Source organism: Agrobacterium sp. CFBP 3001 (assembly GCF_027871605.1).
Taxonomy (GTDB): Bacteria; Pseudomonadota; Alphaproteobacteria; order Rhizobiales; family Rhizobiaceae; genus Agrobacterium; species Agrobacterium leguminum.
Map to the genome: position 1 here is coordinate 41,207 of NZ_JAQAHD010000009.1, position 13,850 is coordinate 55,056.

Genomic DNA, 13,850 nt, shown 5'->3' on the forward strand with positions numbered 1-13,850 from the left:
ATTGGGAGCGTTTTCGCCTTAACGCGGCAAATGTGTCTTCAGATCATGGTCCAGGGGCATGCAGAAGGCCGGCCTCTCCGGGGGGAGAAGCCGGCGCATCCGCGTGTTACTTCTTGCGGGACCAGTCCGCGACGTTCCAGAGTTCCGAATCCCAGGCATTCATGCGAACGCCTTCCAGCGTCAGCGAATGCGAGGAAACGCTGCCGCGGTGGATGAGCGGAATATGCGCGCCTTCCTCCGTCAGCATGTCGTTCAGCTGCTTGGAAATTTCCGCGCGCTTGGCAAGCTCGGCGGTCTTGGAGAGTTCACCCACCAGCTTGTCGAATTCCGGGTTGCAATAACGCGGAATATTCTGGCCCTGCCAGCCGTTTTCCGGGGCCGGAATCTTGTCGCACAGCCATTCCGCCAGATATTTTTCCGGGTCCGTGCCGTCGAAATTGTTGGTGTACATTTCGACGTCGGCATAAAATTTCTGGAAGGTATCCGGGCTAGCCGGGTCGCCGCCGAAGAAGACCGAGGCGCTGACATTGCGCAGTTCGGAGGCAACGCCAATTTGCGACCACATGTCCTTCACCAGTTCCTGCGTGGCCTGGCGAACCGAGTTGGTGGAGGTCTGGTAGAGGAAGGAGAGCTTCACGCCATCCTTGGCGCGGATGCCATCGGCGCCCTTCACCCAGCCGGCATCGTCGAGCAGCTTGTTTGCGCCTTCCACATCCTGCTTCAGGCACCAGCTGTCATTCTTGGTGGAAGCGACGGCTTCCGGCGCCGGCACGATGTTGCAGGTCGGCTTGCCCGCTTCGCCATAACCCGCTTCGTCGATGACATCGCGGTCGATGGCAAGCGACAATGCACGGCGCACGGCCGGATCGGAAAGGGCAGGGTGCGGGCCGGCCTGCTTGGTGGAGCGCTTGTCGCCCAGCGAAGGATCGGCATTGTACCAGTTGAGATTGATACGCTCGACCTGGGTGCCGAAGGCTGTCTCAAGCTTGCCTTTACCTGCGGCTACCATGGTGGCGAGGATTTCCGGCTCCACCTGCATGTTCCAGGCATAGTCGAATTCGCCGGTTTCCAGCACGGCGCGTGCGGCGGAGGCGGCATCACCGCCGCCCTTCAGGGTCGCCGTCGCGAAGGCGGGCTTGGCGGGGTCGCGGTAATTGGTGTTGGCGACGAAGCTGATCACGTCATTCGGCTTGAAATCCTTGACCACGAAGGGGCCGGTGCCGATGGGGCCGAAATTGGCGGATGTGCAGCCGGGCGCGGCAGCGCCGACGCATTTTTCAAACTGCTTCTTCTGGATGACCGGCGACTGTGCGCCGACGAATGCGGAATAGGGGTAAGGTTTCGGTTCGGTGAAGCTGACCTTGACGGTGTGGGCGTCGACGGCCTCGACATTCTTCACGCCCTCATATTGCGCCGCCTGCGCGCAGCCGCCATCCGGTGCGGTGCAATATTTCCAGGTGAAAATAACGTCCTCGGCGGTGAACGGCGTGCCATCCGACCACTTCACGTCGCTTTTCAGCTTCCAGGTCATGCTGAGCAAATCCTTCGCGACGCCGCCATTGTCGATCGTCGGAATTTCGGTGACCAGCATCGGCACCAGCTCGCCCTTTTCGTCGTAGCGCGCCAGCGGCTCAATCACCATGGACGAGCTGTAGACTTCCTTCGTGCCACCGGAAAGATAAGGATTAAGTGTCGATACTGCTTGCCAGAACAGGATTTTCAGTTCGCCGTCACTGCCGCGCTCGGCATGGGCGGCAGAGCCTGCCAGGGCCATGGCCGCCACCGTGCTGGCAAAGAGAACGCTGCGCTTCTTCATTGTAGTTTTCCCCTTTTTGGATTTTATCTGTTTGAATGTTTGACGCTTTTCCCGTCGTCATGTGCAAGGTCTGTTATTCTAAGTATTTGACTTTGCTAAGGAATATTCCTCCATTCCCGATGATGCTATTGTCAGTTTTTTTGAAAAGCAAGTCCCAATGTTCCTTTGATGAACAAAAATTGAGCCATTCAGTTTTGGGCCTATTTTTCGCTCATGCAGCAAATTTCATGCTTGCAAAACGAGAATTTCCAAACGCAATATGGCGTCCGACAACCCGGCGGGGAACAAAAAAAGGGAAAAAGAGAATGCCGATATTGAACCGTGTGGCTGAAATGCAGGAAGAAGTTGCCGGCTGGAGGCGCCATCTGCACGAACACCCGGAACTGCTCTACGATGTCTTCGAAACATCGAAATTCGTGGCCGAAAAACTGAAATCCTTCGGCTGCGACGTCGTCGAGACCGGCATTGGCAAGACCGGCGTGGTCGGCATCATCAAGGGCCGGCACGGGGATGGCCCGACCATCGGTTTCCGTTCCGACATGGACGCGCTGCCGATCCTTGAGACAAGCGGCAAGCCCTGGGCTTCGAAGACGCCGGGCAAGGCCCATTCCTGCGGTCATGACGGGCACACCGCCATGCTTTTGGGTGCGGCGCAATATCTGGCCGAGACCCGCAATTTCAAGGGCTCCGTGGCGGTGATTTTCCAGCCGGCGGAAGAGGGCGGCGCTGGCGCGCTCGCCATGCTGAACGACGGCATGATGGAGAAATTCGGCATTTCGCAGGTCTATGGCATGCATAACGAGCCGGGCATTCCGGTCGGCAATTTCGCCATCCGCAAGGGATCGACCATGGCGGCGGCGGATAGTTTCGAAATCGTCATCACCGGCAAGGGCAGCCATGCGGCCGCCCCACATCTTTCCATCGATCCTGTGCTGACCTCGGCGCATATCATCATCGCCCTGCAATCCATCGTCTCGCGCGAAACGGATCCGCTGAAATCGCTGGTCGTCACCGTCGCCACCACCCATGGCGGCACGGCCGTCAATGTCATTCCCGGTGCGGTGACGCTGACGGGAACGGTGCGCACGCTGCTGCCGGAAACCCGCGATTTCGCCGAAAAGCGCCTGAAGGAAGTGGCGACCGCCACCGCCATGGCGCATGGCGCCACCGTGGAGGTGAATTATCATCGCGGTTATCCCGTCACCTTCAACCACAGTGACGAGACCGAATTCGCGACCGGCGTGGCGATGGGCGTGGCCGGCGCGAACGCCGTCAACACCAATCCAACCCCGCATATGGGGGCAGAGGATTTCTCCTATATGCTGGAAGCGCGCCCCGGCGCCTTCATCTTCATCGGCAATGGCGATACCGCCGGGCTGCACAATGCGGCCTATGATTTCAACGACGATGCGCTGCCTTACGGCATCAGCTACTGGGTTTCGATGGCCGAAACCGCACTTGCTGCGTAAGACATCCGGCGGCCTTCATGGCCGCCTTTTGCTTTTCAGGAGATCGGCATGCTTTTGGCGGCAACGTCCATGGAACAGACCGGCGGTTCGGTAAGCCCGGTTTTATCGGTTCAAAATCTCACCACATCCTTCCGCGTCGATGGCGGCTGGAAATCCGTGGTCCGTAATATGAGTTTCGAGATCGCGCCGCGCGAAACGGTGGCGATCGTCGGTGAAAGCGGCTCCGGCAAAAGCGTTACCTCGCTCTCCATCATGCGGCTGCTCGATAAAAAGACGAGCCGCATCGAAGGCAAGGTCATGCTCGGCGGGCGCGACCTGCTGGCGCTGCCGGAAGAGGAGATGCGCAAGGTTCGCGGCAAGGACATTTCGATGATCTTCCAGGAGCCGATGACCAGCCTTAACCCGATCTTCCCGATCGGCAAGCAGATCGCCGAGGCGCTGACCGTGCATCAGGATATTTCCTCATCCGCTGCGCGCGCCGAGGTCATCCGCCTGCTTGAGAAGGTCCGTATTCCCAATGCGAAGAACCGTTTCGATGATTACCCGCACCAGTTTTCCGGCGGCATGCGCCAGCGCGTGATGATCGCCATGGCGCTCGCCTCCAAACCGAAGCTGCTGATCGCCGACGAGCCGACAACGGCGCTCGACGTCACCATTCAGGGCCAGATTCTCGACCTCATCAAGACGCTGCAGGAAGAGGAGGGCATGTCGGTCCTGTTCATCACCCATGATATGGGCGTGGTGGCGGAAGTCTCGGACCGCACCATCGTCATGTTCCGCGGCGATGTGGTGGAAACCGGCACCACCGACGACATCTTCCATCGTGGCCGCCATCCTTATACGCGGGCGCTGCTTTCGGCGGTGCCGAAGCTCGGCTCGATGAAGGAGAGGGTGCTGCCGGCCCGTTTCCCGATCATCGATATCAAGACCGGCGAAAGCCAGCCCGTCGCGGAGGTGAAGGATACGGTCTCCGGCGGCCGCACGCCCATTCTTTCCGTCAAGGACCTCACCACCCGTTTCGATATCCGCACCGGCCTTTTCGGCCGCAAATCCGGCGCCGTGCATGCGGTGGAAAAGGTCTCCTTCGATCTCGCCGAGGGCGAAACCCTGTCTCTCGTGGGTGAATCGGGCTGCGGCAAGTCCACCACGGGCCGCTCCATCACCCGGCTGATCGAGCCGACATCCGGCAATGTCATGCTTGACGGTTACGAGGTGCTGAAGCTCGACAAGACGACGCTGCGCACCATGCGCCGCAGCGTGCAGATGATCTTCCAGGACCCCTTCGCCTCGCTCGATCCGCGCATGAGCATCGGCACGGCGATCATGGAGCCCTTTATCGAGCATCGCCTCGGAACCAAGCAGCAGGCCCGCGAAAAGGCGGCCGATCTTCTGGAAAAGGTGGGCCTCAGCCCGGATATGATGCGGCGTTTCCCGCACGAATTTTCCGGCGGACAGCGCCAGCGTATCGCCATTGCCCGCTCGCTGATGCTCGACCCCAAGGTCATCGTTGCCGACGAGGCGGTGTCCGCGCTCGATGTCTCGATCAAGGCGCAGGTCTGCAACCTGCTGCTCGACCTGCAACAGAGCCTCAACCTCGCTTTCCTGTTTATCAGCCATGACATGGCGGTGGTGGAGCGTGTCAGCCATCGTGTGGCGGTGATGTATCTCGGCGAGATTGTCGAAATCGGCCCGCGCGCGGCGGTTTTCGACAATCCGCAACATCCCTATACGAAAAAGCTGATGTCCGCCGTTCCGGTGCCGGACCCGGCGCGGCGGCAGATCCGGCGCAACATGGCGACCGACGAGATCAAAAGCCCGATTCGGCCGGTGGATTATGTGCCGCCGCAGCGCCATTACCGTGAGGTTTCCGCAGGGCATCTGGTGCAGGAAGCGGCTTGATTGAGGGTACGGGCGGAGAGCTGGTAAGGAACCGAGCGGTCGCCGCGCATTTCTTCTCCCCGTGGGGGAGAAGGTCGCGGCAGCGGGATGAGGGGGCAAGTTCTCCGTATATCGCTAACGTTGCCCCCTCATCCGACCCTTCGGGCCACCTTCTCCCCGGCGGGGAGAAGAAATTTGCCGCACCGTCACGCCAGATGATTTTAGGCCCACTGAGTGCTCTCTTCTGCATCCGCCGTTTGACAGCCGACGCAAAAAAATGCCAGCAAATGCGCAAGCATAATTCTCAAAGGGCAGCGGCATGGCCAGACGAAACGACGCACATGGACGGCTGGACGATGCGGCCCGTGCCGGCTGGCTTTATTATGTCGCGGGCCGCACGCAGGATGAGATCGCCGCCGCCATGGGCATTTCCCGGCAATCGGCGCAGCGGCTGGTATCGCTTGCTGTTGCCGAACGGCTGATCAAGGTCCGGCTCGATCACCCCATCGCCGCCTGTCTCGAAAAAGCTGAACGTCTCAAGGAAAAATTCGACCTTAGATATATCGAAGTGGTGCCGAGCGATCCGGCCGGCGTCTCCTCCACTGTCGGCATTGCCGAGGCCGGGGCGGCGGAAATCGAGCGCTGGCTGAAGAATGCCGATCCCATCGTGCTCGCCATCGGTACCGGCCGTACATTGAAGGCCGCTGTCGACCAGCTGCCGCCGATGGAATGCCCCCAGCATCGCATCGTGTCGCTGACGGGCAATATCGGGCCGGATGGCTCGGCCGCCTATTATAATGTCATCTTCAGCATGGCCGATGCCATCAAGGCACGGCATTTTCCGATGCCGCTGCCGGTTCTATGTTCTTCTGCGGAAGAGCGGGAACTGCTGCACGACCAGTCCATGGTGCGTTCCACGCTGGCGCTGGGTTCTGCGGCGAATGTCACCTTCGTCGGTGTCGGCGAACTCGGCGAAAACGCACCGCTCTGCGTCGACGGTTTTCTGGGTGTCGATGAGATGAAGGCGCTGATGGCAAGCGGTGCCGTTGGCGAGATTTGCGGCTGGATGTATGATGCCAATGGCCGCATTCTCGAGCATTCCGTCAACGAGCGCGTCGCCTCCGTTCCCATCCCTTCAAGAGACACCTGCACCGTCATCGGCATGGCGCAGGGCGCACGCAAGAACGCCTCGATTCTGGCGGCGTTGAGGGGCGGTCTGCTGAACGGCCTCATCACCGATGAAGTCACAAGCGAATATTTGCTCACGCACTGAGCAAAAATTAAACACATAAAATCAACGGCTTGGTTTTTCCATGTGCGTCGCAGCACAGGATGTCGCTTGACTTTTTTGCTGATGAGGTGAGTAAATGCCCTAGAGCAAAGCGAATGCTCATCATTTTTCTTCTGGGAGGAAGATATGACATTGAAGACCATTTTGCTGGGCGCATGCTCGGCACTCGCCTTTTCGACCCTTGCTTCCGCCGAGACGCTGACCATCGCGACCGTGAACAACGGCGATATGATCCGCATGCAGGGTCTGACCTCGGACTTCACCACCAAGAACCCCGACATCAAGGTCGAGTGGGTGACGCTTGAAGAAAACGTCCTGCGTGAGCGCGTGACCACCGATATCGCCACCAATGGCGGCCAATACGACATCATGACCATCGGCAATTACGAAGTGCCGATCTGGGCCAAGCAGGGCTGGCTGCTGCCGCTCGAAAAGCTCGGCGACAAATATGACGTCGACGATCTGCTGCCGGCGATCCGCGGCGGCCTCTCCAGCGAAGGCAAGCTTTACGCCGCGCCCTTCTATGGCGAATCCGCCATGATCATGTATCGCAAGGACCTGTTCGAAAAAGCCGGCCTGAAGATGCCCGATAACCCGACCTGGGAATTCATCGGCGACGCTGCCCGCAAGATCACCGACCGCAAGGCCGATATCAACGGCATCTGCCTGCGCGGCAAGGCCGGCTGGGGCGAAAACATGGCCTTCATCAGCGCGCTCACCAACTCCTTCGGCGGCCGCTGGTTCGATGAAAACTGGAAACCGCAATTCGATCAGCCGGAATGGAAGAGCTCCCTGCAGTTCTACGTTGATCTGATGAAGGATGCCGGTCCGTCGGGCGCATCCTCCAACGGCTTCAACGAAAACCTGACGCTGTTCCAGCAGGGCAAATGCGGCATGTGGATCGACGCTACGGTCGCTGCTTCCTTCGTCTCCAACCCGAAGGATTCCACCGTCGCCGACAAGGTCGGTTATGCCATTTTCCCGACGCATGGCGAGCTGAAGAACCACGGCAACTGGCTGTGGTCGTGGAACCTCGCGATCCCGAAGAGCTCGCAGAAGGCGGAAGCGGCCGAGAAATTCATTTCCTGGGCAACCAGCAAGGAATATACCGAGCTCGTCGCCTCCAAGGAAGGCTGGGCAAACGTGCCTCCGGGCACCCGCACCTCGCTTTACAAGAATGCCGAGTATGAAAAGGCCGCCGCCTTCGCCAAGCCGACGCTTGCCGCAATGGATGCCGCCGACATCACCAAGCCGACCGTAAAGCCCGTGCCTTACACCGGCGGTCAGTTCGTGGCGATCCCTGAATTCCAGGCGCTCGGCACCACGGTCGGTCAGCTGTTCTCGGCGGTCGTTGCCGGTCAGTCCAGCGTTGACGATGCGCTTGCGGGCGCCCAGTCGACCGCGACGCGTGAAATGACCCGCGCCGGCTACATCAAGTAATCCTCCCGAAGATCGCTGCCCGGCGCCAATGCCGGGCAGCGAACCTTGGGATGGAAAGCCGCCGGTCTGTACGGTGGCGTTTAAGCCTTTCAAATCAAAACAAGAATGAGCCGGTTCTTCCGGATATGCCGGGCGCATGTCGTGACGCCCCGGCCCAAGGGGAGGTGAGTGCAATGGCAACCCGAAACACGAGCGGATTAGCGCGGGTCATGCTTGCGCCATCGGTGCTGTTGTTGCTGGTGTGGATGATCGTGCCTCTGGCGATGACGCTCTGGTTCTCGTTCCAGAACTACAATCTCCTCAACCCGGCCAATGTCAGCTTCGCCGGTCTGTTCAATTACCAGTATTTCTACACCGATCCGGCCTTCTTCCAGTCGATCTGGAACACGCTTTTGATCGTCGGCGGCGTGCTTGCGATCACCGTCATCGGCGGCATCGCCATTGCGCTTCTGCTCGACAATGACATTTTCGGCCAGGGCATCGTGCGCATCATGATTATCTCGCCCTTCTTCGTCATGCCGCCGGTGGCCGCATTGGTGTGGAAGAACATGATCATGCATCCCGGTTACGGCGTGCTTGCCGATCTCTCCCGCTTCTTCGGTTTCCAGCCGGTCGACTGGTTTGCGCAGTTTCCGCTGCTCTCCATCATCATCATCGTCGCCTGGCAATGGCTGCCGTTCGCAACGCTGATCCTGCTCACCGCCCTGCAGTCGCTCGATGGCGAACAGAAGGAAGCCGCCGAGATGGATGGCGCCAACTTCGTCAACCGCTTCGTCTATCTGACCCTGCCGCATCTGTCGCGCGCCATCACCGTCGTCATCCTCATCCAGACGATCTTCCTGCTCGGCGTCTACGCGGAAATCCTCGTCACCACCAATGGCGGCCCCGGTTATGCCTCCACCAACCTCGCCTTCCTCATCTATCGCACAGCACTTCTGGGCTACGACGTCGGCGGCGCTTCGGCCGGCGGCATCATCGCCGTCATCCTCGCCAATATCGTCGCCATCTTCCTGATGCGCGCGGTCGGCAAGAACCTCGACCGGTAAGGGGGAAACATCATGGCCCGCAAGACAACCACTCGCGCAAAGATCGGCTTTTCCATCGCGGCCTGGGCCGTGGCGCTGCTGCTGTTCTTCCCGATCCTCTACGCCTTCCTCACCTCGATCAAGACCGAGCCGGAGGCGATCGCCGGCTTCAGCCTCATTCCGTCGGGCACCTTCGAGAATTACGTGACGGTCCAGACCCAGCGCGATTACTTCAAGCCGTTCATGAATTCGGTGGTGCTGTCGCTCGGCTCGACGATCATCGCGCTGATCATCGCCATTCCCGCCGCCTGGGCCATGGCGTTCTCGCCGACCAAGCGCACCAAGGACATTTTGATGTGGATGCTCTCCACCAAGATGATGCCGGCCGTCGCCGTGCTGGTGCCGATCTATCTGATCTTCCGCAATGCCGGCCTGCTCGATACCCGCATCGGGCTCACCATCATGCTCACCTTCATCAACCTGCCGATCGTCATCTGGATGCTCTACACCTACTTCCGGGAAATCCCCGGCGAGATTCTCGAAGCCGCCCGCATGGATGGCGCATCGCTGTGGAATGAGATCGTCCATGTACTGACCCCGATGGCGGTTCCGGGCATTGCCTCAACGCTGCTCCTCAACGTCATCCTCGCCTGGAACGAATCCTTCTGGACCATCCGGCTGACGACCACCAATGCAGCCCCGCTGACGGCCTTCATCGCCTCCTTCTCAAGTCCGCAGGGGCTGTTCTGGGCAAAACTCTCGGCCGCCTCGATGATGGCGATCGCCCCCATTCTCGTCATCGGCTGGTTCTCGCAGAAACAACTCGTGCGTGGCCTGACCTTTGGCGCCGTGAAATAAGGAACGACAAACATGGGCAGCATTTCCCTTCAGAACGTGTCCAAGCTCTTCGGTGAGGCGAAAGTCATCCCGTCGATCGATCTCGATATCCATGACGGCGAATTCGTCGTCTTCGTCGGTCCCTCCGGCTGCGGCAAGTCCACGCTGCTGCGCCTCATCGCCGGTCTGGAAGATGTTTCCGGCGGCAAGATCGTCATCGACGGCAAGGATGTGACGGAAAAGGCGCCGGCCGAGCGTGGCCTTGCCATGGTGTTCCAGTCCTATGCGCTTTATCCGCATATGAGTGTCAGGAACAACATCGCCTTCCCGCTGAAGATGGCCAAGCTCGACAAGGCGATCATCGATAAAAAGGTGGAAGACGCCGCAAGGGTGCTGAACCTTACCGACTATCTCGAGCGCCGGCCCTCGCAGCTGTCAGGCGGCCAGCGCCAGCGTGTCGCCATCGGCCGCGCCATCGTGCGCGAACCTTCCGCCTTCCTGTTCGACGAGCCGCTTTCCAACCTCGATGCGGCGCTGCGCGGCACCATGCGGCTGGAAATCTCAGAACTGCACAACACGCTGAAGACGACGATGATCTACGTCACCCACGACCAGGTGGAAGCCATGACCATGGCCGACAAGATCGTGGTGCTCAACCGCGGCAATATCGAGCAGGTCGGCTCACCGATGGAGCTTTACCGCTCCCCCGCCAACCTCTTCGTCGCCGGCTTCATCGGCTCGCCGCGCATGAACCTGGTGACCGGTGACTTTGCCCGCCAAAAGGGTGCGACCACCGCCGGCGTGCGGCCGGAGCATCTGGTGCTGTCGAAGGAAAGTGGGCTCTGGCAGGGCAAGGTCACCGTCGCCGAACATCTCGGATCGGATACCTTCCTGCATCTCGAGGTGAACGGCATCGGGCCGATTACCGCAAGGACCGATGGCGAGTTCGAGTGCAAACACGGCGATACCGTCTTCATCACGCCGGATGACACCAAGATCCACAGGTTCGATGAAAAGGGTGTGGCGATATGACGGGAAGACTGGAAGGCAAATCCGCGCTGATAACGGGTTCGGCGCGCGGCATTGGCCGTGCCTTTGCCGAAGCCTATATACGCGAGGGGGCAACCGTCGCCATTGCCGATATCGATTTCGAGCGCGCCAGCAAGACCGCCCGCGAGATCGGCGAGAATGCCTATGCCGTCGAACTCGACGTGACCAAGCAGCATTCCATCGACACCGCTATCCGCACGGTGGAGGGCCAGGCGGGCGGGCTCGATATCCTCATCAACAATGCCGCGCTGTTCGACCTCGCGCCGATTGTCGAGATCAAACGCGAGAGCTACGAAAGACTGTTTTCGATCAACGTGTCCGGCACGCTGTTCATGATGCAGGCCGCTGCAAAAACAATGATCGCTCGGGGAAAAGGCGGCAAGATCATCAACATGGCAAGCCAGGCGGGCCGGCGCGGCGAGGCCTTGGTGGCGGTTTATTGCGCCACCAAGGCCGCCGTCATCAGCCTCACCCAATCGGCGGGGCTCGATCTCATCCGGCACGGCATCAACGTCAATGCGATTGCGCCGGGCGTGGTCGATGGCGAGCACTGGGACGGCGTGGATGCGCTGTTTGCGAAATACGAAAACCGCCCCGCCGGTGAAAAGAAGCGGCTGGTCGGGGAGGCAGTACCCTTCGGCCGCATGGGCCGTGCCGAAGACCTGACCGGCATGGCGATCTTCCTTGCCTCCGATGAGGCACAATACATCGTCGCCCAGACCTATAATGTCGATGGCGGCAACTGGATGAGCTGAGTATCGGGCGCCTGCCGCCCGGCCTTGGCACGAACAACGTTTCCCCTTCGAGGATCGTGACATGACATGCAAACTCTCCCTCGCAACGCTTGACGACGCCAGAAAAACGGCGGCGGTTCCGGCCTATTCCCGGGCCGATCTTTCCGCCGGCATCGTGCATTTCGGCGTCGGCAATTTCCACCGCGCCCATCAGGCGGTTTATCTGGATGACCTCTTCAACACAGGTGCGGACCATGACTTCGCCATCATCGGCGCGGGCGTTCTGCCGTCCGATGCGGTGATGCGCGAAAAGCTTGCCGCGCAGGATTTCCTGACGACGGTGGTGGAGCAGGACAATAACCGCACCGGCGCGCGCGTCACCGGGCCGATGATCGACATTCTGAAGGTCGGCGACACGAAGGCCATCATCGATACGCTCGCCGATCCGAAAATCCGCATCGTTTCCATGACGATTACCGAGGGCGGTTATTTCATCGATGCTTCCGGTTCCTTCAATCCGCAGCATCCCGCCATTGCCGAGGACGGCAGGAACCCGGCTTCGCCGAAAACCGTGTTCGGCCTCATCGTCGCCGGGCTGAAGGCGCGTCGCGACAAGGGGCTGCAACCCTTCACCGTCATGTCCTGCGACAACATTCCGCATAATGGCAGGGTCACGAAAAATGCCGTGGTCGGGCTGGCGGCCCTGTCCGATCCGGCCTTCGCCAACTGGATCGGCGAAAATGTCGCTTTCCCCAATTCCATGGTCGACCGCATTACGCCCGCGACAGGCGAGCGCGAACGCAATATCGCCCGCGACGATTTCGGCATCGAGGACAACTGGCCGGTCTTCTGCGAGGAGTTCAAGCAATGGGTTATGGAGGATAATTTCCCCGCCGGCCGCCCGGCGCTGGAAAAGGCTGGCGTGCAGTTCGTCAAGGATGTCGCGCCCTATGAGCACATGAAAATCCGCATTCTCAATGGCGGCCATGCGGCAATCGCCTATCCGGCGGCACTGCTCGACATTCATTTCGTGCATGAGGCGATGGAACATCCGCTGATCCGGGCATTTCTGGCAAAGCTTGAAAATGACGAGATCATTCCGGTCATTCCGCCGGTTCCCGATACGAATCTTGCCGATTATTTCGCGCTGATCGAGCGGCGTTTCCTCAATCCGAAGATCGGCGACACCATTCCGCGTCTGGCGCAGGACGGTTCCAACCGCCAGCCGAAATTCATCCTGCCATCCACCGCCGACCGTCTGGCGCGCGGCGAGGATATCGTCGGCCTTTCGCTGGTTTCGGCGCTGTGGTGCCGTTATTTCCAGGGCACCTCCGATAGCGGCAAGGAAATCACCTTCAACGACGCCAGCGCCGAGCGGCTTCAGGCGGCTGCCATCAAGGCCAAGGACGATCCGATGGCCTTCCTCGCGCTTGAAGACATCTTCGGAACGGTTGCCGAATCGGAGCTTTTCCGTAAACGCTTTGCCCATGCATTGAAGACGCTGTGGCAAGAAGGCACGGCGAAGACGTTGCAGCTTTATCTGGATGACAAGCTGGCTGAAAAGTGACCATGAGATGGAAGACGAGACCGGGCCCCTTTTGATTTTCGATTGCGACGGCGTTCTCGTCGATAGCGAGCCGGTCTCCATCTCCGTCCTTCTCGATATGCTCTCCCATCTCGGCGTTACGATGGGAGAGGAAGAGGCCTATGAGCGCTTCCTCGGTCGCAGCGTCGCCAGCATGACGGCGACGTTGTTTGAGGATTACGGTGTCGAAACCGACATCGATTTTCTCGACCATATGCGGGCGACGCTGTTTGAGCGTTTCCGCACCGAGCTTCGGCCGATTGACGGCATTGGCGAAACGCTGGACAGGCTCCTGCCGCTGCGGCGCTGCGTCGCTTCCTCAAGCCAGCCGGAACGCATCCGTTATTCGCTGGGGTTGACGGGCCTGATCGACAAATTCGAACCGCATGTCTTCAGCGCCACCATGGTGAAGAACGGCAAACCGGCGCCCGATCTTTTCCTGCATGCGGCGCGCGAAATGGGCGTCGAGCCGCGTCACTGCATCGTGATCGAGGACAGCCCGGCCGGCATTGCCGCCGCAAAGGCGGCTGGCATGGGCGTTTTTGCCTTTACCGGCGGTTCGCATGCGCGCTTTCCCGCATTCCGTGAAAAGATCGCCGGGCTTGGTGCGGATGCGGTGTTTGACGCGATGCCGGATTTGGTCCAACTTGTCGGCAGCTATGTGGGGAAGGGCGGTTTTGACGGCCAAATGGAACGTGATGCGGGCTGAAGCAGATTTTGCCTGC

11 protein-coding genes are annotated in these 13,850 nt (G+C 60.0%); 10 read left to right on the plus strand and 1 reads right to left on the minus strand.

Going from position 1 to position 13,850, the window contains the following annotated elements; all coding sequences use genetic code 11:
- Positions 1-106: 106 nt before the first annotated feature.
- Positions 107-1,816, minus strand: a complete 1,710-nt coding sequence (locus PH605_RS13255; RefSeq protein ID WP_142845230.1) for a peptide ABC transporter substrate-binding protein — start codon at positions 1,814-1,816, stop codon at positions 107-109.
- 305 nt (positions 1,817-2,121) lie between these two features.
- On the opposite strand from PH605_RS13255, the gene PH605_RS13260 reads away from it, so the two are divergent.
- The 10 genes from PH605_RS13260 (at position 2,122) to PH605_RS13305 (ending at position 13,834) form a co-directional block, all read left to right on the plus strand.
- Positions 2,122-3,285, plus strand: coding sequence for a M20 aminoacylase family protein (locus PH605_RS13260; RefSeq protein WP_142845229.1), 1,164 nt, complete (start codon positions 2,122-2,124; stop codon positions 3,283-3,285).
- 48 nt (positions 3,286-3,333) lie between these two features.
- Positions 3,334-5,184, plus strand: coding sequence for an ABC transporter ATP-binding protein (locus tag PH605_RS13265; RefSeq protein ID WP_065655299.1), 1,851 nt, complete (start codon positions 3,334-3,336; stop codon positions 5,182-5,184).
- A 298-nt stretch (positions 5,185-5,482) separates the two neighbouring features.
- Positions 5,483-6,436, plus strand: a complete 954-nt coding sequence (locus tag PH605_RS13270; protein ID WP_125146489.1) for a sugar-binding transcriptional regulator — start codon at positions 5,483-5,485, stop codon at positions 6,434-6,436.
- Positions 6,437-6,580: 144 nt separating this feature from the next.
- Entirely contained in the window at positions 6,581-7,894 is a 1,314-nt protein-coding gene (locus tag PH605_RS13275; protein ID WP_065655300.1) for an ABC transporter substrate-binding protein, read from the plus strand.
- 173 nt (positions 7,895-8,067) lie between these two features.
- A complete protein-coding gene (locus PH605_RS13280; RefSeq protein ID WP_080837071.1) occupies positions 8,068-8,940 on the plus strand; it encodes a carbohydrate ABC transporter permease in 873 nt (290 codons plus the stop codon).
- A gap of 12 nt (positions 8,941-8,952) precedes the next feature.
- Complete coding sequence (locus tag PH605_RS13285; protein WP_104679666.1) at positions 8,953-9,777, plus strand: carbohydrate ABC transporter permease; 825 nt, start codon at positions 8,953-8,955, stop codon at positions 9,775-9,777.
- A gap of 12 nt (positions 9,778-9,789) precedes the next feature.
- On the plus strand, positions 9,790-10,788 hold the full coding sequence (locus PH605_RS13290) for an ABC transporter ATP-binding protein (protein WP_142845228.1): 999 nt from the start codon (positions 9,790-9,792) through the stop codon (positions 10,786-10,788).
- Positions 10,785-11,561, plus strand: a complete 777-nt coding sequence (locus PH605_RS13295) for an L-iditol 2-dehydrogenase (protein WP_080857882.1) — start codon at positions 10,785-10,787, stop codon at positions 11,559-11,561. The genes PH605_RS13290 and PH605_RS13295 overlap by 4 nt, the downstream gene beginning before the upstream one ends.
- Positions 11,562-11,622: 61 nt before the next feature.
- Positions 11,623-13,107, plus strand: coding sequence for a mannitol dehydrogenase family protein (locus PH605_RS13300; protein ID WP_142845227.1), 1,485 nt, complete (start codon positions 11,623-11,625; stop codon positions 13,105-13,107).
- Between the two features lie 7 nt (positions 13,108-13,114).
- Complete coding sequence (locus PH605_RS13305) at positions 13,115-13,834, plus strand: HAD family hydrolase (RefSeq protein WP_059759542.1); 720 nt, start codon at positions 13,115-13,117, stop codon at positions 13,832-13,834.
- Positions 13,835-13,850 lie beyond the last annotated feature (16 nt).

Bases quoted from the DNA above. Each gene is read 5' to 3' on its own strand.
- PH605_RS13285 (WP_104679666.1), top strand. From the start codon at position 8,953: ATGGCCCGCAAGACAACCACTCGCGCAAAGATCGGCTTTTCCATCGCG.
- PH605_RS13280 (WP_080837071.1), top strand. From the start codon at position 8,068: ATGGCAACCCGAAACACGAGCGGATTAGCGCGGGTCATGCTTGCGCCA.
- PH605_RS13275 (WP_065655300.1), top strand. From the start codon at position 6,581: ATGACATTGAAGACCATTTTGCTGGGCGCATGCTCGGCACTCGCCTTT.
- PH605_RS13295 (WP_080857882.1), top strand. From the start codon at position 10,785: ATGACGGGAAGACTGGAAGGCAAATCCGCGCTGATAACGGGTTCGGCG.
- PH605_RS13305 (WP_059759542.1), top strand. From the start codon at position 13,115: ATGGAAGACGAGACCGGGCCCCTTTTGATTTTCGATTGCGACGGCGTT.
- PH605_RS13270 (WP_125146489.1), top strand. From the start codon at position 5,483: ATGGCCAGACGAAACGACGCACATGGACGGCTGGACGATGCGGCCCGT.
- PH605_RS13300 (WP_142845227.1), top strand. From the start codon at position 11,623: ATGACATGCAAACTCTCCCTCGCAACGCTTGACGACGCCAGAAAAACG.
- PH605_RS13260 (WP_142845229.1), top strand. From the start codon at position 2,122: ATGCCGATATTGAACCGTGTGGCTGAAATGCAGGAAGAAGTTGCCGGC.
- PH605_RS13255 (WP_142845230.1), bottom strand. From the start codon at position 1,816: ATGAAGAAGCGCAGCGTTCTCTTTGCCAGCACGGTGGCGGCCATGGCC.
- PH605_RS13265 (WP_065655299.1), top strand. From the start codon at position 3,334: ATGCTTTTGGCGGCAACGTCCATGGAACAGACCGGCGGTTCGGTAAGC.
- PH605_RS13290 (WP_142845228.1), top strand. From the start codon at position 9,790: ATGGGCAGCATTTCCCTTCAGAACGTGTCCAAGCTCTTCGGTGAGGCG.